Raw genomic sequence first — 19,609 nt, forward strand, 5'->3', positions numbered from 1 at the left:
GGACGGTCATAAATATGAACTGGTTGAATCGTGAACTTGTACAGATTGTTATAGACAATGCACTTCAAGATGATCTAATTCGAGGTCGATTTGGTTTAGAAAAAGAAAATGTACGGGTCGACCAAGAGGGGAAACTTGCCCTTACGCCCCACCCTAAAGCTTTTGGGAGTAAAACAGAAAATCCTTATATTCAAACGGATTTCTCAGAGAGTCAAATTGAAATGATCACTCCTGCCTTAGACTCGATTGAGGAGACGTATCATTTCATGGAAGCCTTGCAAGACATTGTTTCTTTAGAATTGGAAGGGGAGTTTTTGTGGCCAAGCAGTAACCCTCCTATGCTACCCGAAGAAGAAGAAATTCCTATTGCCAAAATGAGCGATCCTGTTGCGGACGATTATCGAAAGGAATTGGCGGATAAATATGGTCGTAAAAGACAATTGTTAAGCGGAATACATTATAATTTCTCATTTGATGAGAAACTCCTTGTGAGGTTATACGAAACTCAGGGACACTACAAAGACTTCAAGGAGTTCAAAGATACGGTTTATTTTAAAGTAGCCCGTAATTTGTTAAGATACCGGTGGTTGCTCATTTACCTAACAGGGGCAAGCCCTGTTTTTGATAATACGTATATTGAGAAATGTGTTAACTTAGCGGACTCACTTGATAAAAAAAGTTATTATTTCCCAATGATGAATTCACTTCGGAACAGTATGTGTGGCTATCGAAATGAAAAATTGTATTATGTCTCTTTTAATTCAGCCACAGAGTATGTTCATGATTTAAACAGATTGATTCAACAAAATGAACTATTAAGTGTAAAAGAATATTACAGCCCTGTCCGTATTAAAACCTCAAAGGGAACTAATCCAGTTCAAGACCTTGTAGAAGAGGGAGTGGCATATTTAGAACTTCGATTTATCGATATCAATCCACTTCACAAGATAGGAATAAGCATGGAAATGATGTCCTTTATCCATTTGTTTATTCTCTTTATGCTGCTTAAAGTAGATGAATCCTATAACAAGGAAGATCAAAGGATTGCTGCTGTTAACCAAGATCAAGTGATAATGGAAGGAATAAAGGGGTTTTTAAACGAGTCCGAATATTGTCAGCTCACCATGGAGGAAATGGCGCTTTCTTTTATCAATGAGATGAAAGAAATGGTGGAGCTTTTGTTTCCTGGAAACGAGGATTATCGTAAAATAATAGATGGTGAAAAGCAAAAGATTCTCCATTCCGAGCTAAATGCGGCATCTATAGTGAAGAAGGAAATACAAGAATCGTCCTTTTTGACGTACCATCTGGATAAAGCAAAAAAATACGCTGAAGAAAGTATTCATAATGGTTACCGATTTACAGGATATGAGGATCTCGAATTATCAACTCAACTACTCTTAAAGGCAGCAGTGAAGCGAGGAATACGATTTGAACTGATGGATCGGGAGGAGAATTTCGTACTGCTTTCACAAGGAGATCATAAAGAGTATGTGAAGCAGGCTACGAAAACTGCCTTGGACTCCTATAGTACTGTGCTAATTATGGAAAATAAGGTTGTTACAAAAGACATTCTTAATCAGCATGGAATCCGTGTACCCTCTGGAGAAACCTTTCAGAATTTAGATGAAGCAATGTCCAGTTACGATACGTATCGTAGCACTCCAATTGTAATTAAGCCTAAATCAACTAATTTTGGGTTAGGCATTACGATCTTCAATCGAGATTACTCAAGAGAAGATATGGAAAAAGCGTTTAAAATAGCTTTCACACACGATAAGACGGTCCTTCTTGAGGAATTCATAACAGGTAAGGAATATCGCTTTCTGATCATGGGAGACCAGGTCGTAGGAGTTCTACATCGTGTCCCTGCAAATGTCATTGGAGACGGAATCCACACGATCGAACAGCTTGTTCACGAGAAGAATAAAAACCCGCTTAGAGGTAAAGGATATAAGACTCCTTTGGAAAAAATTCAGTTAGGCGAAGCAGAAGAGATGTTTTTAAAGAACCATGCTATGAGTTGGAACGATATACCCCAATTAGGAGAAATCATCTATCTGAGAGAGAACTCGAATATTAGTACGGGAGGAGACAGTATCGATTTTACTGATGAAATACCGAACAGCTATAAAGATCTTGCCATTCAATCAGCTAAAGCTGCAGGAGCGACCATATGTGGTGTAGATATGATGATTGATTCTATAGAAGAAGCAGCGAACGATACCAATTACAGCATAATTGAACTAAACTTCAATCCAGCAATTCACATTCACTGTTACCCATATATCGGGAAGAATAGAAAGGCAGATGAAAAAATTCTGGATCTATTGTTCTGTTAGTTAAATACTTTCGAAGAGATATATCTTGCTCTAACCTTCCTGATGTTTATAGGGACTGTATTATCGGTAACGTACATGATCCTTAAACGGATCCAGTGTCCGATTACCTAAAATATCCAGTACTTGTAATATAAAAAAACGTGGAAAGAATCGGTTTCCTCCACGTTTTTTTTTCAATTTAAAGCAGTTTCTCCATAATCATCACATCAATGAATTCCCCATCCATAATACCTTCCTTCTCAAAAACACCAACCTGCCGGTATCCCATTTTCTGATATAATCCTATACCTTGCTGCGAACCATTAATCGAATGAATGACCAAATTCAGGATATGAGAGTGGAAGGGGATATTCAGATTTCAGGGTACTCCATATATGAAAAAGGGATACGAACAGAAATGCTGCGTAAGCGTGTGGGCATGGTGTTCCAATTGCCGAACCCGTTCCCCATGTCGATTTATGATAATATTGCCTATGGCCCCCGGTTTCCTTTTGCTATCTTCATAACTTCTTCACAAGCTGCAAATTGGTTCTTCATAACTCTCTTATATAGTGTAACTATAAGGAGGAGATACAAATGAAGAAACTTTGGATTGGATTATCGGCATTGGTACTGGTTATGGGGATTGGCACCGCTGGCGCTTACGCTGCAACAGCAAACAATGATAAGAACAACAGCGGCTTTTTCGAAAAAATGCTGCCCTTTGCCAAACAAATGCACCCCAACCTGTCAGAGGAACAAATCAAGCAAATGCATGAAAATTGCAGTACATCAAGCGGGAATGGAATGTCAGGAATGATGCAAAATTCCCAATATCGCAGGGGTATGATGAACTTCTAATCCGATCATGATAAGATAAGACCTCATAGAAATGAGGTCTGTCTCATTTTTAACTACAAAGTAGGTGATGAAGTTCGTGAAAATTTTAGTGGTGGATGATGAAGAGAATATCCTGCAGGTCATTAAGGCTTATTTGGAAAGAATAATTATATTGTGTACGAAGCCGATACAGGAATAGGCGCGATTCATCTATTTGAAACCTTACAGCCCGATCTGATCGTACTGGATTTGATGCTTCCGGATATGACCGGAGAGGAAGTATGCAGAATGGTACGTAAATCATCGAACGTTCCGATTCTCATGCTGACTGCAAAAAGCAGTGAGGACGATATGGTAAATGGTCTCATGATTGGGGCCGATGATTATATAACCAAACCATTCAGCCCAAGAGAGCTGCTCGCTCGGGTGATTAGTCTTTTAAGAAGAACCAATCAGCGGGAACAAGGGAATATATCACTGCTGTCATATGCCCAAGGCTGTTTAACAATAGATTCGGAACGTTATGAGGTGAGAATTCACGAGGAACCCGTATCCCTCACCCCTATGGAGTTTAAGCTGCTGGAAATTTTAGCGAAGCATCCGAAGAGAGTGTTCTCACGACTAGAGCTGGTTAACCTTACCCAAGGTGACACCTATGAAGGATTCGAGCGAACCATCGATGTTCATATCAAGAATATTAGACAAAAAATTGGCGATGACCCTAAACACCCTGTTTTTATTGGTACAGTGTTTGGAGTGGGGTATAAATTCTTGGTGAGTTCGGATGAGAAATAGAGGCGGATTGAGCAGAAAGCTTCTTATATCCCATGCCGGTGTAGCTCTTGCTGCGCTTCTGTCTATTGTTCTGCTTGTCAACTTAGTAATGAACGTTTCGTTCAACCAATATCAGAAAAACCAGGAGCAGGCGGAAATACAAAGTCTACTGGACGATCTAAAAGACGCTTATCATGAGTCTACCGGCCAATGGAATACAAATGTATGGATGATCATTTCGCATCAGGCGATGGTAAGTGACTATATCGTTCGTGTATACGACAAAGACCACCAATTGATTTGGGACACTAGCCAAATGGGGATGCAAAGACAAGTTGATTCCCAGCCTATGCAAGACACCATTACAAAAACAATCGTAAAAGGCAATCAGCAGATCGGGACAATGGAATTTCAACCAGTGAACGAAACATCGCAAAGCCTAAATCAGCAGTTTCTACGAATGTTTAATACATTGTTATGGGCAGCAATGCTTCTTGTCATTGCCGGGACGTATCTGTTTAGCCGGTATTTGGCCAAAAGCATTAGCCAGCCTCTTTTAGAGATCAAAGATATCGCTTCGCGAATGAGGGAGGGAGATCTCACTTCCCGGGTTGTAGTTATCAATCAAAATACAGAGATCGATGACGTGGGGCGTGCGCTCAATCATTTGGCTGACGGGTTGGAGAAGCAAGATCAGTTAAGGAAATTACTGACTGCTGATGTGGCGCATGAGCTGCGAACACCCTTAACAACAATACAAAGCCATTTGGAAGCTTTTCAGGACGGCATTTGGGAACCGACGCCGGATAAACTACAAGTGTGCCATGATCAAGTCCTGCGGCTGGTCCGGCTCATCAGTGATTTGGAAAATCTGGCTGCCGTAGAGAATCCAATGGTTCAGCTGAAGACGGAAATCGTATCTCTTAACGATATTGTAGAGAAGTCGTTAAATACAGTATCCAGCCAGTTTAGGGATAAAGGACTTTCAGGTGACCTGATAAGTACAAATGACGTTTGGATCACAGGGGACCGTTCGCGGCTCGTTCAGGTATTCGTAAATCTGATAAGCAATGCATTCAAATATACGAGTTCTGGAAGTATTCATATTGAAGTGTTAAAAGAGAAAGCAGAGGGCGTAGTCATCGTATCCGATACCGGAATGGGAATACCTGAAGATGAACTTTCCTATATCTTTGAACGTTTTTACCGCGGAGAGAAATCAAGGAACCGGAAGACTGGCGGAGCCGGAATCGGACTTGCCGTTGTACAAGCGATTGTGAAGGCTCATGCCGGATCTATACATGTTGAAAGTGAGATCAATAAGGGGACAACTGTCCGAGTCCGTCTTCCATTAATTCGATGAAAGGAAGATACACAATGATGATGGGGTATGGTTTTGGGTTCGGTATGTTTGGATTGGTCATCAATTTTCTGTTGATCTTAGGTGTAATCTATTTGGTGATAAAATGGGTTAGGGGGGAAGGGAATTCACGTTTTAATGACAATACTCCAGAGAGAATCTTGGATGTACGATTTGCAAAAGGTGAAATCACGGAGGAAGAATATTTTCGGATGAAGAGCATTTTGCGGGATTGAAAACGTTAATGGAGATAAGGCAAAAGAACAAGGAGCCCTGCACTCTGTGAACGGCTCTTTTGTTATTTATGATTCTAGCTTGCCTTATTTAATACCTCATTTGATTCATCCCCCTCCTGGTTGTTTATAATTCTAAAAAGATCATCTTTTGAGGAGACGAGAAATATTTGCTCAGAAAGAATCTTATCCATCAAGCAATTCTAAACCGGATGCCTGTAAATATTCATTTGATCAGCGGTGAAACGTATTGTGTTGTATGTATGGATTATGAGAAGCCTGAAATGTTTATCATCATTACGGGGACAGCATCCGTAGCTGTTTTTTATTGGGCCATTAAGCGTGGTTACATTTACAAATAAGATCGAACAGACGGAAAGGAGCTGTACTTAATCAGATTGTCTCAATTCAGCGTATCTATTTAATCTTTAAAGCATATCACAAAGAAAGAATCTGCTACAGAAGTGGCAGATTCTTTCTTTGTAAATGATTCTTTTTAAGTCGTCTGCTAGGACTTACTTATGCTCGCATCATTGATGTTTCCTTTGCGGAGGTAAGCTTCGATGGTACCGTCGGCAAGCTTCGTCAACTGAACAAGACTGTTGCGGGACAGCTTTGCCCATGACTTGATATCTTCGAAAAATCCTTGGTCAGAAGCTGTTACCTTTAAGAGTTGCCCGTCTTGCAGTCGGTCGATACTCTTTTTTACTTGAACGATCGGACCTGGACAGCAAAGGCCACAGGCGTCAATGACTGCATCAGCATTCAAATTGTCAGCTACAGATAATTTTTCATTTGAAGCCGTATTTTTATTTTGCGGAACATATTTGCTGATCTGATATGTTTTGTAACCACCTGTCAGATTCTTCACATTGAAACCCTTTTGTAATAAGATCCGGGAAGCAGTGTAGCCTCTCAAGCCAACCTGGCAATAGACCCATATTTCCTTGCTGGGATCAAGTTCATCCAGACGATTACGCAGCTCGTCGACAGGAAGGTTTATAGAACCCTCAATATGTCCGTTCGCATGCTCAAGTTCGCTTCGAACATCCACCAACATGGTACTGTCCAAATTCCGGCCGGCCAAATCCCCTGGTACAAATACTTCAGTCATTCCATTAATTACATTCTCAGCCGTGTAACCGGCCATGTTAACCGGATCTTTGGCTGAGGAATATGGGGGAGCATAAGAGAGCTCCAGTTCAGTTAAATCCGTAACCGTACCCTTAAAGCGGATCACAGTGGCAATATCGTCGATTCGTTTATCCACCCCGTCATAACCAACAGCTTGTGCACCCAAAACTTTGCCATCCTCGTTAAAAAGAAGTTTTAAGGATAGCGGAGTGGCTCCTGGATAATAGGAAGCATGGGAGTTTGGATGTACATAGACAACACGATACGGGATGCCGAGCCGCTGCAAAGTTTTCTCGTTATTCCCGGTGGATGCACCAGTCAGACCGAAGACCTTAATAATGGATGTGCCTTGGGTCCCTTTATAAGTGGTACCTAATCCGCTGACATTGTCCGCAGCAATGCGTCCTTGTTTATTGGCAGGTCCTGCCAATGGAACGGCTGCCTTATGTCCGTTAACAAAATCCACGATCTCAACAGCATCTCCTACTGCGTAAACATCATTTAGATTCGTTTCCATTCTTTCGTTAACCAAAATATGCCCTCTAGGTCCGAATTCAAGGCCGCTATCTTTCAGGAAAGACGTATCCGGCGCAACACCGATGGCCAGCAGGACTATCTCGCTTCGTAGAACCGTACCGCTTGCAAGATGGACCTGTATTTGCTCTCCAGACTCCTCGAAGCTCTGCACCATGTCGGAGAAAATTAGATTTACTCCATGATCTTCCAGCTCTTTGGACAATATGGCTGACATTTCGGAATCGAAGGGAGCCAACAGTTGAGGGCCAGCCTCGATTAGTGTTACTTCTAACCCGGCTTCCTTCAGATTTTCCGCCATTTCTACTCCGATAAATCCGCCGCCGATTACCACTGCTGAACGTGTTCCTTCTTCACTAACCTTAGTTTTGATTTTGTCTGTATCGGGAATGTTCCGTAATGTGTGAATTTTGGAACTCTCTATCCCGGGCAGAGAAGGTCGGATTGGTTTTGCACCTGGTGACAGAATCAGAGCATCATAGTTCTCCTCGTAAGAGCCTCGTTCTTTACTTTGTACAATAACTTTCTTACCAACAGGGTCAATAGAGATCACTTCACTCTGGATGCGAACATCAATATTGAAGCGCTTATGCATGGCTTCAGGCGTTTGTACTAGCAATTTGGAACGATCCTGTATAGAACCTCCAATATAGTAGGGAAGACCGCAGTTGGCAAAAGAAATATACGGGTCCCGTTCAAACATTACAATATGTGCTTCTTCATCCAATCTGCGCAAACGAGCTGCCGCTGAAGCGCCTCCTGCTACTCCGCCTACGATCAATACTTTTTTATTCATGTTTATTCTCCTCCTAATATTTGTATCAGATGTTTTATTCTTTCGTCTTTAACGGAATAAATGATCTTCAGTCCATTTTTCTCTGTCTCCACAATACCTAAAGATCTAAGCTTCTGGAGATGTTGGGAAACTGTTGATTGTGGAAGTTCCAAACATTCCTGCATGTAGGTCACATTGCAACTTCCATTATCGATGATTCCTTTTACAATACATAATCTAACCGGATGGGCTAGGGCCTTTAATAATTCAGCCGCCTGAGCATAGGCTTCAAATTGTTTTTCCATTGACTGAGAGATCACCTCGATTCATTAAAACGTTATATCGTAATATTATGATATAGAGATATAAAATACAATCCATCCATTGTGTCGAATATATGGCAGGTTGTGTGCATGGGTCAAAGTAGTTAATTTTCTAATCCATTGCTTCATCTATGAGCAAGATTATTCGTGTTTCTATTCTGCATTATCCAAATTAATAAAAAATCAGTTGCTTACAAACACTATTGACAAACGAGTTTATCACATTTATGATAAGTCCACACCAATACCCATACGGGTATATTTAATAGTTGAATTACTTCAAGGAAGTACTAAAATTGCCAATGATTAAAGCAGATCAATCACTGGATTGCAAAGGACTGGCATGTCCAATGCCAATCATGAAAACAAAAAAAGCGATGGACCAACTTGAAGCGGGTCAGGTCCAAAGTTTAAATATTTCATCTTTGAAAAAGTTCTTCTTACGAAACGGACATTATACATATATAAATGCTCCGCCTATTATGCTAGGTGGTAGGACGAAGTACCATTCCTGGTTCAATTCATGTCCTTACTCATAGCATGATGCTGACAGTTCATAAATTGCTAAGCATCAACTGAAACATTGAAGCGTGAGGCTGCTCGTCATGCATGGCATGCATAAAATGCATTTGAATCGGGCGATCGGTAGCTCTGTAGGCAATGTCTTGGTAGAACGCGGCCGCTTCTAATTCATCCTGAATTGCAGTTCTGACACCTTCTTGGAACGTCCTTGGCATTTTACCGGCGGGGATTTGCGGCGGTTGTCCTCCCAGTCAGCTCAGTATCATGGTGAACCAACGATAATGCTTAGCTTCGTCCCTTTGAATATGCAGAATGGTCTGTTTGGTCTGTTCATTCGGTGCTAATTCGGCCAGCTTTTCATAAAACCAATAGGCATGTGCCTCCCCGATAATGGCTTTGGAGATATCAGGAATAAGAATTGTATTTCTAAAAGCCATTCCTCCATGCATGCCCATTTCTCCGCCCATACCTCCTTGCCCCATTTGTCCCCCCATAGCTCTAAATCCATCTTGATAACCCATCTGATACATCAGCATTTCCTCCAGATCGTTAGTATAATGTAACGTATGCCGTGCCCATTTTATTTGAGTCTATTTACGTTGAAATTTACTAAAACCATGGAGGAATTGTAAGTAGATCGAGAATGTCGTCGCTTAATAAGATGCGCATTCTCTTTTTTATTTAGAAAATCTATAAAGAAAGTGAATGAGCTATATAAACAGAATGTCCACATAGAGTTTTAGTTTCTGGAGACCAAAGGAAAATTTTATTATCCGTATAAGCTCGAACAGATGTTGACAATAAACACTCAAGATCGTAGTATACTAATACGGGTATCGGTATTGTGATAAAAATCATATCATTACCGCGCATTCGTTGTTTTAAAAGTCGAAAGTTATCATCCGGTTTAGGACAGACTAACCGTGACTGCACTTAAATGTGTATCTATAACCCAATACAAGGAGGATCCTACATTGCCGGAAATTAAAACAAACATGACCCTTGATTGCAAAGGGCTCGCATGTCCAATGCCTATTGTAAAGACCAAAAAAGCGATTGATCAACTGGAGGCTGGTCAAGTCATTGAAGTCCAGGCCACAGATAAAGGATCTCTTGCTGACATTCAAGGTTGGGCTAAGAATACAGGCCATCATTATCTCGGTACTGTAGAAGAAGGGGATGTGTTTAGACACTTCATCCGTAAATCCAGACCAACTGAAGTAAAAGAAGAAAAAAAGCATCCTCATATCGTTTCCAATGAAGATTTATCCAAAAAACTGGCAGCGAACGATAAAATTACCGTTATTGATGTCCGGGAGCCTGCTGAATATTCGTTCAACCGAATCCCCGGAGCCATTTCAATTCCGCTCGGTGAGCTTGAGAATCGTATCCAGGAGTTGAACCTGGAAGATAATATCTATGTTGTCTGCCGGACGGGAAGCCGCAGCGATATGGCTTGCCGTATGCTCAGCGAAAAAGGATTCAAACAAGTGAAGAACGTCGAGCCAGGGATGTCGGGTTGGACGGGGCCTATGGAAAATGCAGAGAAGTAAATCATCTAATAAAGATCTACAAACTAAACTATACGGAGGTTATTAACATGAGTACAAAAGTAGCGATTATTGCAAGCAATGGTGGTTTGTTTGATGCCTATAAAGTCTTTAACATCGCAACGGCTTCTGCGGCAACCGATGCGGAAGTAGCGATCTTCTTCACTTTTGAAGGGCTGAACCTTATTCACAAGCAGGCGCATCATCAACTGCCGCTCCCGGCGGGAGCCGAACACTTCGCCGAGGGGTTCAAGAATGCCAATATTCCATCGATTCCCCAGCTTGTAGAGATGGCACAGGAGTTGGGTGTCAAGATCATTGCCTGTCAGATGACGATGGATGTTATGAACTTGAAGAAAGAGGACTTTATCGAAGGCATTGAAGTAGGCGGGGCCGTAACTTTCCTGGATTTTGCCAAAGATGCCAACGTAAGTCTGACATTCTAATCCAAAGGAGGATTCAAACATGAATGCAGCACCAAATATAAAAATCATGAATGCCAAAGAATTGACTCGAATCGTTCTGGCTAAAGAAGAATTGTTTATTTTGGATGTGCGTAACGAAAGTGATTTTAATGATTGGAAAATTGAAGGCGAGAGCGTGGATATCATCAATATCCCCTACTTTGATCTTCTGGATGGTGTAGACGAAGCTCTGGATCAAATTCCGGATGGCAAAAAACTGCTCGTTGTATGTGCAAAAGAGGGTTCTTCCAAGTTTGTTGCCGAGCAGATTGTAGAGGCCGGCCGGACGAATGTGCACTATCTGGAAGGCGGTATGAAAGCTTGGAGCGAACATTTGGAACCAGTGGAAATTGGTGAATTGAAAAATGGCGGCTCTTTGTATCAGTTTGTCCGGATTGGTAAAGGCTGCCTGTCTTACATGGTCGTATCCCAAGGGGAAGCTGCCATGATCGATACCCTTCGGATGACGGATGTATTTGAACAGTTTGCGAAAGAAAAGGGAGCGGTGATCAAACATACGCTTGATACGCATCTGCATGCTGACCACATTTCCGGCGGACGCAAACTCGCGGAACAAACTGGCGCCACGTATTGGCTGCCTCCTAAAGATGCAACAGAAGTCACCTTCGCTTATGAGAAACTTGAGGAAGGCCGTGATATTTCCGTAGGATCTACGACCATCCGGATTCAACCGGTATATTCGCCCGGTCATACGATCGGGAGCACCTCTTTTATTGTAGACGATCAATATTTGCTGACAGGCGATATCCTGTTCATCGAGTCGATCGGACGCCCCGATCTGGCCGGTAAAGCGGAAGACTGGGTCGGCGATCTGCACAATACGCTCTATAGCCGTTATAAAGAACTTTCGCAAGATCTTATAGTTCTGCCTGCACACTTTGGCAAGGTTACCGAACTGGGGGCAGGCGGCCGGGTGATGGCGAAACTGTCGGAGCTGTATCAGAATAACCCCGGCTTGAACATTCAGCACGAGGAAGAATTCCGCCGCACAGTCACCGAAAATCTGCCTCCGCAGCCAAATGCCTATCAGGAAATTCGTCAGACCAATATGGGGAAAATAACACCTAGCGAAGACGAGCAGCGGGAGATGGAAGTCGGTCCCAATCGCTGCGCGGTTCATGACAAATAAGAGGAGGAATATATAAATGAAAACAGACATTGTAGTTGATACTAAAGGAATGGCATGCCCGTTGCCTATTGTAAAGGCAAAGAAGGCTTTGGACGGATTGGAATCCGGGCAAGTTATGGAAGTTCAGTCGACAGATAAAGGCTCCATTAACGATTTCCAAGCATGGGTCAAGCAGACGAAACACGAACTTCTGAAGCATGAAGAAGACAACGGCATCTATAAATTTTTTGTAAAAAAGGTGTAGAGCAGGATAAGCGAACACGCCTGATGTGTTCGCTTATTTCAAGCCTTTATAGGTAACCCTCACTCCAAGTGTACAGTAGGCTTCTTCTCTATAATGACCTTGGGGACAGGATTTGGTAGCGCACGCGAAATTGCTTTCTGCCTGAAGTCTTTCCTGGCACACAGGGCATGTATCGGTGAACCATTTTTTTAATACCATCAGCATACTTTTATACCTCATTTCCTATGTGGTAACTATGTTTTAATTATAACCTGACTTTTGCGGATCGTATACAACAAATTCACACGATAAGGAGGCAGATTATGGATCCCTTGCTAATGATCATCATGGTTGCGCTTGGATTGATCGGCTCTTTCTTTTCAGGTTTACTTGGGATCGGAGGAGCAATTATTAACTATCCACTGCTGCTTTATGTGCCCTCTCTTCTCGGAGCGGCCCAATTTAATGCGCATGAAGTGTCATCGATCAGTATGTTCCAGGTCTTTTTTGCTTCATTAGCAGGAGTGTTGGCTTTCCGGAAAAAGAGTAAAACGGGGCCTTCTCTCGTGAACAAACGGCTCGTTTTATATATGGGCACCAGCATATTGGCTGGCAGTTTGATCGGAGGTTTTGTCTCAGGAATGCTTGAAGGGGACATCATTAACCTGATTTATGGCATCCTGGCTGTTCTAGCCGTGATCTTGATGCTGATACCGGGCAAAGGAACGGAAGAGAAGGGGAAGGATCTACAATTTAATACCTTCATTGCAATTGTATCTGCGTTTATAGTCGGAATTGTTTCAGGCATTGTCGGAGCTGGAGGAGCTTTTATTCTGATTCCGGTCATGCTCACTCTGCTCCACATTCCAGCCCGTACGACCATTGCGTCCTCACTGGCAATTGTCTTTATTTCAGCCATTGGCGGAGTGGTTGGTAAAATTACCGGAGGCGCTATTCCATTATGGCCGACACTATTTACTGTCATTGGCAGCTTGATCGGTGCACCGCTGGGTTCAAAAATAAGCGCCAAAATGAACGTAAAGCTGCTGAGATATGCTTTAATCATCCTTATCTCTTTAACCTCTGTTAAGATTTGGTCCTCTATCCTTTAGGAGGAACATGTATGAAAGATTATAAAATGTTCTTTATTCGTCATTATATACCCATAGGGGTAACTGTATATAAAAGGTGGGTCTAAATAAAAATGTCTGAACAATCTACAATTGTGCTCTTTAGCGGTGAACTCGATAAGGCGATTGCCGCTTTTATAATAGCTAACGGGGCTGCAGCTTATGATCATGAAGTGACGATTTTCTTTACCTTCTGGGGATTGAATGCCCTTCGCAAAGATGAGGTGATCCAAACCAATAAGAGCTTTCTTGAAAAAGCATTCGGCTGGATGATGCCGCGCGGCGCTAACAAGCTGGGTCTTTCTAAAATGAATTTCGGCGGGCTTGGACCCCAGATGATCAAGCATGTCATGAAGAAGCATAATGCATTGTCATTGCCACAATTGATTGAGCTTGCAAAGGAGCAAGGAGTCAAGCTTGTTGCCTGTACGATGACTATGGATCTTCTAGGTCTAAAACAGGAAGAACTGATGGACGGTATCGAATATGCAGGTGTTGCCGCTTATCTCGGCGATGCATCAAACGGAAAAGTCAACTTGTTTATATAGCGTGTATATTGAATGGTTTTGCTCTATACTATACCTATACAGGTATTGCTTATAAGAGGAGATGAACAGATATGGAATACAATTATCCCAATGAAATTAAAACCCGTTTGCGCAGAATCGAAGGACAGATTCGCGGCGTGCTGCGGTTAATGGATGAAGGTAAGTCCTGCAAAGAGGTCGTTTCACAGTTGTCTGCCATTCGCAACGCCTCCGATAGAGCGCTTGCTCAAATTGTGGCGGAGAATCTGCAGCAATGTATTTTGGAAGAACAAGCCAACGGTAATCCAGATCCGGGAAAAATGGTCAAAGAAGCTGTGGAATTGCTTGTTAAAAGCAGATGAGTGAGGAAAGACTACAGATAAACAAACACCAGGAGGATGAATACAGCATGGCTTATAAAGAAATGGCCCCTAGTGAACTAGCGAGCCGTCTTAACCAAGGTGAGTCGTTATCGGTACTCGATGTTCGTGAAGTCGAAGAATGGGAGGAAGGCCACGTTGCAGGCGCTAAGCATATTCCGCTCGGTGAACTGAATTTGAGACTGAACGAGCTTGACCCTGCACGTGAAACCATCGTGATCTGCCGCAGCGGGAATCGCAGCGGAATGGCTTGTGAGCTTCTAAACGATAAGGGATTTAAGGTTATCAATATGACCGGCGGTCTCCTTGCCTGGACTGACAAACTGGTTCGCGAATAAATACGAATATATTGATATTCAGCAGCAACTGAGGTTTCCAGCAGTTGCTGCGTTTCATTCATGGATGTGCAGAGTTCTGCATAACGAAAAAAATTGTTTACCAATAAGAAGCATTGAAAAAGTATCAATGGCAGGCTATAATACCCATAGGGGTATTAGTATTAAATTCAAATGCATTATCGATAATAAAAAGGAGAGAAAACCACATGGCATTTCAAATACCTAAAGCCGTCACACCACAAGAAGTAGCTGAACAAATACAAAAAGGAAAGTCGCTGAATGTATTGGATGTTCGCGAATTGGCGGAGTGGGTAGAGGGGCATGTTGAAGGTGCCAAACATATTCCGCTGGGCCAATTAATTGAACGGCACAAGGAATTAGATCGTGGCCAGGAGTTCATTATCATGTGCCGAAGCGGAAATCGCAGCGGTTTGGCTTGCGAGCTGCTGTATGAAAAGGGATATAAAGTAGTTAACATGACGGGTGGGTTAACCGTATGGAACAGCGTACTTGTCCGGGATTGATAAAAGAGTTTCATTAGAAGGGATATCCATATGATTATTTTCTATATAGCCAGTCTATTGGTGTTGTGGTGGATATTGATTCAGCTTTTGCCAGTTCCGTTCCTTACCTGTGTGAATCGCAAGGAATGGTCTCTATTGGAAGATCGGTGGTCCAAAGCGAAATTACTCGACGTTAGGGATACGAACGAGTACAGAGAGGGGCATATTCCCGGATCCATCAATATTTCTGTTGGCCGGCTGCCCGTTGTATGGAAAAAAGACCTTTCGGCAGAGGATGAAGTGATTATATTCTCGCACAACTGGCTGCAAAGAAAAAAAGCGGCGAGGATTCTGGCGAGAAGGGGATTTACCAGACTATACGCCGTTAAGGATTGTTTTCTTCCTCTGAATCGAGAGAGAGAATGTTATGAATATGATTGCAGGTAGGTGAAGGAAAATGAATAACTTTTTCTATATTATACTAGCGTTAGTTGTACTCTGGATTTTATACAAACAGTACGCGCCAGTGAAAGGTCTGCGTGCTCTTACACCGGAACAGTTTCAAAGCGAAGCCAAGGGAAACAAGGTGATCGACGTTCGGGAAATACATGAATATAAGCGGGGCCACATCAAAGGAGCCGTAAATATTCCCCTCAGCCAGCTTCAGCAGCATATAGACGAAATCCCAAAAGATTGTAAGGTTTTAGTGTATTGTCAGAGTGGGATTCGAAGCAAACAAGCCGCAAAGATACTTGTACGAAAAGGATTTTCCAGTGTAGCGGAACTACGTGGCGGGATGATGTCTTGGAAGGGTCCGACTCAAAAATAGACCTCAGTATACTTAACAAAACCAATGAGTTCGAACTCATTGGTTTTTCTTTATAGAAACTTAATAATGTTTCAATAATATATACTGTTAAGTCAAGTTCATATTAGGGAGGTTCTTGTGAAAGGTAAAACTGTGCTGGTTATAGAGGATGATGCTAAGATTCGAAAGTTGATCAGGCTTTATCTAGAAAATGAGGGTTACGAGGTATTTGAAGCAAAAGATGGAAGGGAGGGCAAGGAGGTATTTGAGAAACTGGATCCTTGCTTTGTAATTACTGATTTGATACTTCCTCACGTGAGTGGCGAGGAGATTTGTCAATGGATCCGATCCGATCAAAACAGTGATGTGCCGTTAATGATCCTAACTGCGAAGGTAGAAGAATCAGAACGGATTTGGGGATTACAAATGGGCGCGGACGATTATGTTACAAAACCCTTTAGCCCCAAAGAGGTCGTTGTCCGGGTTGAGACCATATTGAGAAGAACCGCAAACCGATGCAGCAAAATCAGTTATAGGGGGCTTACCTTGAAGCCGCTTCGGGGAGAAGCCAAATATGACGGAAAGATTGTTCCACTTACGAATCACGAGTTTCAATTATTGTATTTTTTCTTGCGCCATCCCAATCAAGTCTTGAACCGAAATCAAATTCTGCAAGAATTATATCCCTATGAGGAAAAACAGGTTATTGACCGGACAATAGACGTTCATGTCAGCAAGTTGCGCGAGAAACTTAATGGCGCAGGGGCATCGTCAGATATGATTGATACCATTCGTGGAATGGGGTATCGGTTCAATGGATATGAATAAATTATTCTTCTGGAAACGTCATCTGTCATGGAAACTAATGTTTGTGAACGGAATTGTCGTACTAATCGTGATCTGGCTTGCTGGTTTCTCCCTCAAAGACTTCGCGTGTGTCACTGTAGGACAATTCGAGACCGTTGGTTTAGAAACAACTCGAAGCTTTAATCAGGTCATGCAATTTTACTTATGGAGAGCGAGCTTCTTAGCCATCGTAGTTGGAGGCCTTGTTCACTTTTTCTTCGTGCGAAAACTGTTAACTCCTCTGAATATACTAACCCATTCGATACAGTCAGTAATGAAGGGAGAGCAGACTGAACCGATTACCCAGCAGGGCGAAGACGAATTAGGAAGGCTTATTCATCATTTTAATCATATGTCAGCGGTGCTGCATCGCGAAGAGCAGCATCGCAAACGGTGGATGAGTAACATTTCGCATGAGCTTCGGACACCTATAAGCAATTTAAATGGATATTTGGAAGCTCTTACAGAGGGGGTGATTGTGGGTGATCCGGTATTATACCGTTCACTATATGAAGAATCGCAGCATTTGTCTCGACTAGTGGATCAACTCCATTCCCTTTCTGTTTGGGAAGCGAAACAATTGACGGAACAGGAGAAGATGAATATCCAAATTGAAAAACTATGTAACCAGGTAGTCCAAAGTTTTTGTTTGGACGCTTCTAAGAAAGGTATTCACTTTCACAACGATATTGAACCCTACGAAATAAGAATAAACCCGCAAGGGATCAAACAAGTTATCACTAATTTGGTAGCTAACGCAGTCCTTTATGACATAGGGAAGGAAATATGGATACAAGGATCGGTTGCAAACGGAATTTACAAATTTTCAATTGCAAATTATGGGAGACCTATTTCGGAAGAGGCACAACCATTCCTTTTTGAACGTTTTGTGAAAGGCGATCCTTTTAGACCGCGTAAGGGTGATATCACAGGAACCGGGCTCGGTCTCGCAATTGTTAAGGAAATTGTTGAGCAGCACAATGGGGAAGTTGGCCTACAAAGTGACAATAGCAAATATACCTTCTGGTTTACTTTGCCGATATCCTAATAACTTTTATCATCACTGAGAGCGAATTTTCTTGTTTATTAGTTCAAAAGGGCATTTGCAAGGCAGGATGATTACTTCCTGCCTTTGTAATGCTTTCAATTATATAGAGATAATAAAGGGGCTATCATTAATTGTAATCTCTCCTTTGCGGGCAAAGTATTCTTTCAGGACATCATGAGCATGAACATTTTGCATTTTACGACTGACAGAATGTTTCATAAATAATTGTTCACCTGCACCGGCAATGCGGTATATTCGATCTCCTTGAACTAATTTTCCTTTTATCTCCATATGTTGTATCCGATGTCCCTGTGGATTGTATGGTTTATAGGCCATCATGAGGTTCGAGGAGCGTAAAATATAACCACCTTTCTGTTGGTAGGGATCGGCAGCGAATACTTGCTCCAAATTTCGTTCCAATGCTGAAAAAAGGGATGCACCATCCATCTCCAGAATAAAGAGTTCAGGATTCGTGGGAATCATATTGTATAAATCATTCATTGTTACGATCCCTGGTAATACAGGCGCCCCATATCTCCATCCGTGGGAGAAGGATACGTCGGCGTCCATGTGGGCTAAATACGCGTCGGTGATAAGGCGGTCCATAGGTGCTTCCTGAAGCGTCATTCTATGCAGCGGAGTACGGATTGTTCCAACCGCTTCTGATAACTGGTCTCGAAATGGAAATAATGATTCATCGATCATGAACTTCATTTCAGCGTCTTCTTCGTAACGATCCGCATAAATAGGAATAAGTTCATGCTTATAGTCCGTTAGTTTTCCTTGTTCAATGCTTACTACAAGCTTTCCAAGAAATGAACCGCTTGCCCCCGACTGAATAATGATGCAGCCTTTATGGATGATAGGCTGGCTAAGCCGATCATGACTATGACCGCTTAATATAATATCTATGCCAGGAACCTGAGAGGCTAACTTCACATCCAAGGGCAAGCCCAAATGGCTAACGACAATAATCAGATCCACTCGTTCTTCTTTTTTTAGTTTCTGAATCACTGCAGGCAAGTCCTCTGTTCCTAAAGAAAATGATAAATGACCAGAAAAGGAGGGGGGCATTGTTTCATGCACGTATGGGTATGTTAGCCCGATAATACCAAGTCGCAAGGAATCCGTTTCCTTTATGATATAAGGCTTAAACACATAACTATTATTATCTTTGTGTTTCAGATTGAAAGCAATCATTGGAAAGGCCAATCGTTGCTGAAGTTGCAGGAGCCGTTCGGAACCATATGCAAAATCCCAATTTCCAGGTACTGCTGCATCAATCTCCAATGCGTTGAGTAGAGGCACAATGGTGCTGCCTCGCGTAAGTACAGAAGGGCCCGTTCCATGAAGAAAATCTCCACTATCAACGAATAATACATTTGAATTGTTTTTTCTGATTTCTTTTACAATTCGGGCAATCCGAGCAAAACCCCCGGCTTGACGATATTCAGGAGCATCTCCTTTCCAAAAAAACTCCTCATGGGATTCTATATACCCATGCGTATCGTTTTGCTGAATAATGGTTAGTTGAGTCATTTTTTGAACCTCCCTTTTCTGAACAGTTATACATAAGATGTTCAAATCGCGGCACTTTATGTATAGTGTCTGGAGTGTAACTCATATCTCAAACAGCTATACAAATTTAACATTATACTTCATATACCCTGCGGGGTATGAAATGACTCAATAAGAAGGGTGACTATAATGAAAGAGAAAGTGCTGATTGTTGGCGGTGTTGCAGACGGAGCTTCGGCAGCTGCCCGGCTTAGACGCTTGGATGAAGAGGCGGAAATTTAATCTCGATGTTCGTATTCATAGTGAGG

At 42.2% G+C, this 19,609-nt stretch carries 20 protein-coding genes and 5 pseudogenes; 20 read left to right on the plus strand and 5 right to left on the minus strand.

Annotated features, from left to right (window positions below):
- Positions 1–14 precede the first annotated feature (14 nt).
- On the plus strand, positions 15–2,342 hold the full coding sequence (gene gshAB, locus PSTEL_RS13885) for a bifunctional glutamate--cysteine ligase GshA/glutathione synthetase GshB (RefSeq protein ID WP_038696150.1): 2,328 nt from the start codon (positions 15–17) through the stop codon (positions 2,340–2,342).
- A gap of 178 nt (positions 2,343–2,520) precedes the next feature.
- On the opposite strand, the pseudogene PSTEL_RS28495 reads toward gshAB, so the two are convergent.
- Positions 2,521–2,631, minus strand: a pseudogene (locus PSTEL_RS28495) (N-acetyltransferase family protein); the annotation flags it as partial.
- On the opposite strand from PSTEL_RS28495, the pseudogene pstB reads away from it, so the two are divergent.
- The 5 genes and pseudogenes from pstB to PSTEL_RS13905 form a co-directional block, all read left to right on the plus strand.
- A pseudogene (gene pstB, locus PSTEL_RS28955) lies at positions 2,629–2,826 on the plus strand (phosphate ABC transporter ATP-binding protein); the annotation flags it as partial. The pseudogenes PSTEL_RS28495 and pstB overlap by 3 nt on opposite strands.
- Before the next feature lie 92 nt (positions 2,827–2,918).
- Positions 2,919–3,182, plus strand: a complete 264-nt coding sequence (locus tag PSTEL_RS13890; RefSeq protein WP_038696152.1) for a hypothetical protein — start codon at positions 2,919–2,921, stop codon at positions 3,180–3,182.
- A gap of 67 nt (positions 3,183–3,249) precedes the next feature.
- Positions 3,250–3,956, plus strand: a pseudogene (locus tag PSTEL_RS13895) (response regulator transcription factor).
- Positions 3,946–5,298, plus strand: coding sequence for a sensor histidine kinase (locus tag PSTEL_RS13900; protein WP_038696154.1), 1,353 nt, complete (start codon positions 3,946–3,948; stop codon positions 5,296–5,298). The pseudogene PSTEL_RS13895 and the gene PSTEL_RS13900 overlap by 11 nt, the downstream one beginning before the upstream one ends.
- Positions 5,295–5,531 (plus strand): SHOCT domain-containing protein, encoded by a 237-nt coding sequence (locus tag PSTEL_RS13905; protein WP_038696156.1) that lies wholly within the window; start codon positions 5,295–5,297, stop codon positions 5,529–5,531. Before PSTEL_RS13900 ends, PSTEL_RS13905 begins: the two co-directional genes overlap by 4 nt.
- Positions 5,532–6,069: 538 nt before the next feature.
- Here the strand turns inward: PSTEL_RS13905 and PSTEL_RS13915 are convergent.
- Both PSTEL_RS13915 and PSTEL_RS13920 read right to left on the minus strand, forming a co-directional pair.
- Positions 6,070–7,992, minus strand: a pseudogene (locus tag PSTEL_RS13915) (FAD-dependent oxidoreductase); the annotation flags it as partial.
- A gap of 2 nt (positions 7,993–7,994) precedes the next feature.
- Positions 7,995–8,276: an ArsR/SmtB family transcription factor gene (locus PSTEL_RS13920; protein ID WP_038696160.1), complete on the minus strand. Its 282-nt coding sequence runs from the start codon at positions 8,274–8,276 to the stop codon at positions 7,995–7,997.
- Between the two features lie 320 nt (positions 8,277–8,596).
- Between PSTEL_RS13920 and PSTEL_RS27005 the strand changes: the two are divergent.
- A pseudogene (locus PSTEL_RS27005) lies at positions 8,597–8,698 on the plus strand (sulfurtransferase TusA family protein); the annotation flags it as partial.
- Between the two features lie 369 nt (positions 8,699–9,067).
- Here PSTEL_RS27005 and PSTEL_RS26320 read toward each other — a convergent pair.
- A complete protein-coding gene (locus PSTEL_RS26320) occupies positions 9,068–9,346 on the minus strand; it encodes a ferritin family protein (protein WP_052098476.1) in 279 nt (92 codons plus the stop codon).
- Positions 9,347–9,811: 465 nt separating this feature from the next.
- Between PSTEL_RS26320 and PSTEL_RS13930 the strand changes: the two genes are divergently transcribed.
- From PSTEL_RS13930 to PSTEL_RS13990, 13 genes are all read left to right on the plus strand, one after another.
- The gene (locus PSTEL_RS13930; RefSeq protein ID WP_038700920.1) at positions 9,812–10,369 is read left to right on the plus strand and encodes a sulfurtransferase TusA family protein; all 558 of its coding nucleotides are present in this window, start codon (positions 9,812–9,814) and stop codon (positions 10,367–10,369) included.
- A 47-nt stretch (positions 10,370–10,416) separates the two neighbouring features.
- A complete protein-coding gene (locus PSTEL_RS13935; protein WP_038696162.1) occupies positions 10,417–10,812 on the plus strand; it encodes a DsrE/DsrF/DrsH-like family protein in 396 nt (131 codons plus the stop codon).
- A 19-nt stretch (positions 10,813–10,831) separates the two neighbouring features.
- Entirely contained in the window at positions 10,832–11,980 is a 1,149-nt protein-coding gene (locus tag PSTEL_RS13940) for an MBL fold metallo-hydrolase (protein ID WP_038696164.1), read from the plus strand.
- 16 nt (positions 11,981–11,996) lie between these two features.
- Positions 11,997–12,224: a sulfurtransferase TusA family protein gene (locus PSTEL_RS13945; RefSeq protein WP_038696166.1), complete on the plus strand. Its 228-nt coding sequence runs from the start codon at positions 11,997–11,999 to the stop codon at positions 12,222–12,224.
- A 302-nt stretch (positions 12,225–12,526) separates the two neighbouring features.
- Positions 12,527–13,315: a sulfite exporter TauE/SafE family protein gene (locus tag PSTEL_RS13950; RefSeq protein WP_038696168.1), complete on the plus strand. Its 789-nt coding sequence runs from the start codon at positions 12,527–12,529 to the stop codon at positions 13,313–13,315.
- A 92-nt stretch (positions 13,316–13,407) separates the two neighbouring features.
- Positions 13,408–13,881, plus strand: coding sequence for a DsrE/DsrF/DrsH-like family protein (locus tag PSTEL_RS13955; protein WP_038696170.1), 474 nt, complete (start codon positions 13,408–13,410; stop codon positions 13,879–13,881).
- Positions 13,882–13,952: 71 nt separating this feature from the next.
- The gene (locus PSTEL_RS13960) at positions 13,953–14,222 is read left to right on the plus strand and encodes a metal-sensitive transcriptional regulator (RefSeq protein ID WP_038696171.1); all 270 of its coding nucleotides are present in this window, start codon (positions 13,953–13,955) and stop codon (positions 14,220–14,222) included.
- Positions 14,223–14,269: 47 nt separating this feature from the next.
- Positions 14,270–14,578, plus strand: a complete 309-nt coding sequence (locus tag PSTEL_RS13965; RefSeq protein WP_038696172.1) for a rhodanese-like domain-containing protein — start codon at positions 14,270–14,272, stop codon at positions 14,576–14,578.
- 206 nt (positions 14,579–14,784) lie between these two features.
- Positions 14,785–15,102 (plus strand): rhodanese-like domain-containing protein, encoded by a 318-nt coding sequence (locus tag PSTEL_RS13970; RefSeq protein WP_038696173.1) that lies wholly within the window; start codon positions 14,785–14,787, stop codon positions 15,100–15,102.
- A 30-nt stretch (positions 15,103–15,132) separates the two neighbouring features.
- The gene (locus tag PSTEL_RS26325; RefSeq protein WP_052098478.1) at positions 15,133–15,528 is read left to right on the plus strand and encodes a rhodanese-like domain-containing protein; all 396 of its coding nucleotides are present in this window, start codon (positions 15,133–15,135) and stop codon (positions 15,526–15,528) included.
- A 10-nt stretch (positions 15,529–15,538) separates the two neighbouring features.
- Positions 15,539–15,910, plus strand: coding sequence for a rhodanese-like domain-containing protein (locus PSTEL_RS13980; RefSeq protein ID WP_038696174.1), 372 nt, complete (start codon positions 15,539–15,541; stop codon positions 15,908–15,910).
- A 117-nt stretch (positions 15,911–16,027) separates the two neighbouring features.
- Positions 16,028–16,717, plus strand: coding sequence for a response regulator transcription factor (locus PSTEL_RS13985; RefSeq protein WP_232380839.1), 690 nt, complete (start codon positions 16,028–16,030; stop codon positions 16,715–16,717).
- Entirely contained in the window at positions 16,683–17,783 is a 1,101-nt protein-coding gene (locus PSTEL_RS13990) for a sensor histidine kinase (protein ID WP_169744578.1), read from the plus strand. The genes PSTEL_RS13985 and PSTEL_RS13990 overlap by 35 nt, the downstream gene beginning before the upstream one ends.
- A 99-nt stretch (positions 17,784–17,882) precedes the next feature.
- Here PSTEL_RS13990 and PSTEL_RS13995 read toward each other — a convergent pair whose 3' ends face one another.
- The gene (locus tag PSTEL_RS13995; RefSeq protein WP_038696179.1) at positions 17,883–19,322 is read right to left on the minus strand and encodes a bifunctional metallophosphatase/5'-nucleotidase; all 1,440 of its coding nucleotides are present in this window, start codon (positions 19,320–19,322) and stop codon (positions 17,883–17,885) included.
- Positions 19,323–19,609 lie beyond the last annotated feature (287 nt).

The sequence above is a fragment of the Paenibacillus stellifer genome, assembly GCF_000758685.1.
Taxonomy (GTDB): Bacteria; Bacillota; Bacilli; order Paenibacillales; family Paenibacillaceae; genus Paenibacillus_AQ; species Paenibacillus_AQ stellifer.

Coding starts and splice junctions, on each gene's coding strand:
- PSTEL_RS13935 (WP_038696162.1), top strand. CDS start 10,417: ATGAGTACAAAAGTAGCGATTATTGCAAGCAATGGTGGTTTGTTTGAT.
- PSTEL_RS13970 (WP_038696173.1), top strand. CDS start 14,785: ATGGCATTTCAAATACCTAAAGCCGTCACACCACAAGAAGTAGCTGAA.
- PSTEL_RS13960 (WP_038696171.1), top strand. CDS start 13,953: ATGGAATACAATTATCCCAATGAAATTAAAACCCGTTTGCGCAGAATC.
- PSTEL_RS13955 (WP_038696170.1), top strand. CDS start 13,408: ATGTCTGAACAATCTACAATTGTGCTCTTTAGCGGTGAACTCGATAAG.
- PSTEL_RS13945 (WP_038696166.1), top strand. CDS start 11,997: ATGAAAACAGACATTGTAGTTGATACTAAAGGAATGGCATGCCCGTTG.
- PSTEL_RS13940 (WP_038696164.1), top strand. CDS start 10,832: ATGAATGCAGCACCAAATATAAAAATCATGAATGCCAAAGAATTGACT.
- PSTEL_RS13900 (WP_038696154.1), top strand. CDS start 3,946: ATGAGAAATAGAGGCGGATTGAGCAGAAAGCTTCTTATATCCCATGCC.
- PSTEL_RS13995 (WP_038696179.1), bottom strand. CDS start 19,322: ATGACTCAACTAACCATTATTCAGCAAAACGATACGCATGGGTATATA.
- PSTEL_RS26320 (WP_052098476.1), bottom strand. CDS start 9,346: ATGTATCAGATGGGTTATCAAGATGGATTTAGAGCTATGGGGGGACAA.
- PSTEL_RS13980 (WP_038696174.1), top strand. CDS start 15,539: ATGAATAACTTTTTCTATATTATACTAGCGTTAGTTGTACTCTGGATT.
- PSTEL_RS13905 (WP_038696156.1), top strand. CDS start 5,295: ATGAAAGGAAGATACACAATGATGATGGGGTATGGTTTTGGGTTCGGT.
- PSTEL_RS13930 (WP_038700920.1), top strand. CDS start 9,812: ATGACCCTTGATTGCAAAGGGCTCGCATGTCCAATGCCTATTGTAAAG.
- gshAB (WP_038696150.1), top strand. CDS start 15: ATGAACTGGTTGAATCGTGAACTTGTACAGATTGTTATAGACAATGCA.
- PSTEL_RS13950 (WP_038696168.1), top strand. CDS start 12,527: ATGGATCCCTTGCTAATGATCATCATGGTTGCGCTTGGATTGATCGGC.
- PSTEL_RS26325 (WP_052098478.1), top strand. CDS start 15,133: ATGATTATTTTCTATATAGCCAGTCTATTGGTGTTGTGGTGGATATTG.
- PSTEL_RS13890 (WP_038696152.1), top strand. CDS start 2,919: ATGAAGAAACTTTGGATTGGATTATCGGCATTGGTACTGGTTATGGGG.
- PSTEL_RS13920 (WP_038696160.1), bottom strand. CDS start 8,276: ATGGAAAAACAATTTGAAGCCTATGCTCAGGCGGCTGAATTATTAAAG.
- PSTEL_RS13965 (WP_038696172.1), top strand. CDS start 14,270: ATGGCTTATAAAGAAATGGCCCCTAGTGAACTAGCGAGCCGTCTTAAC.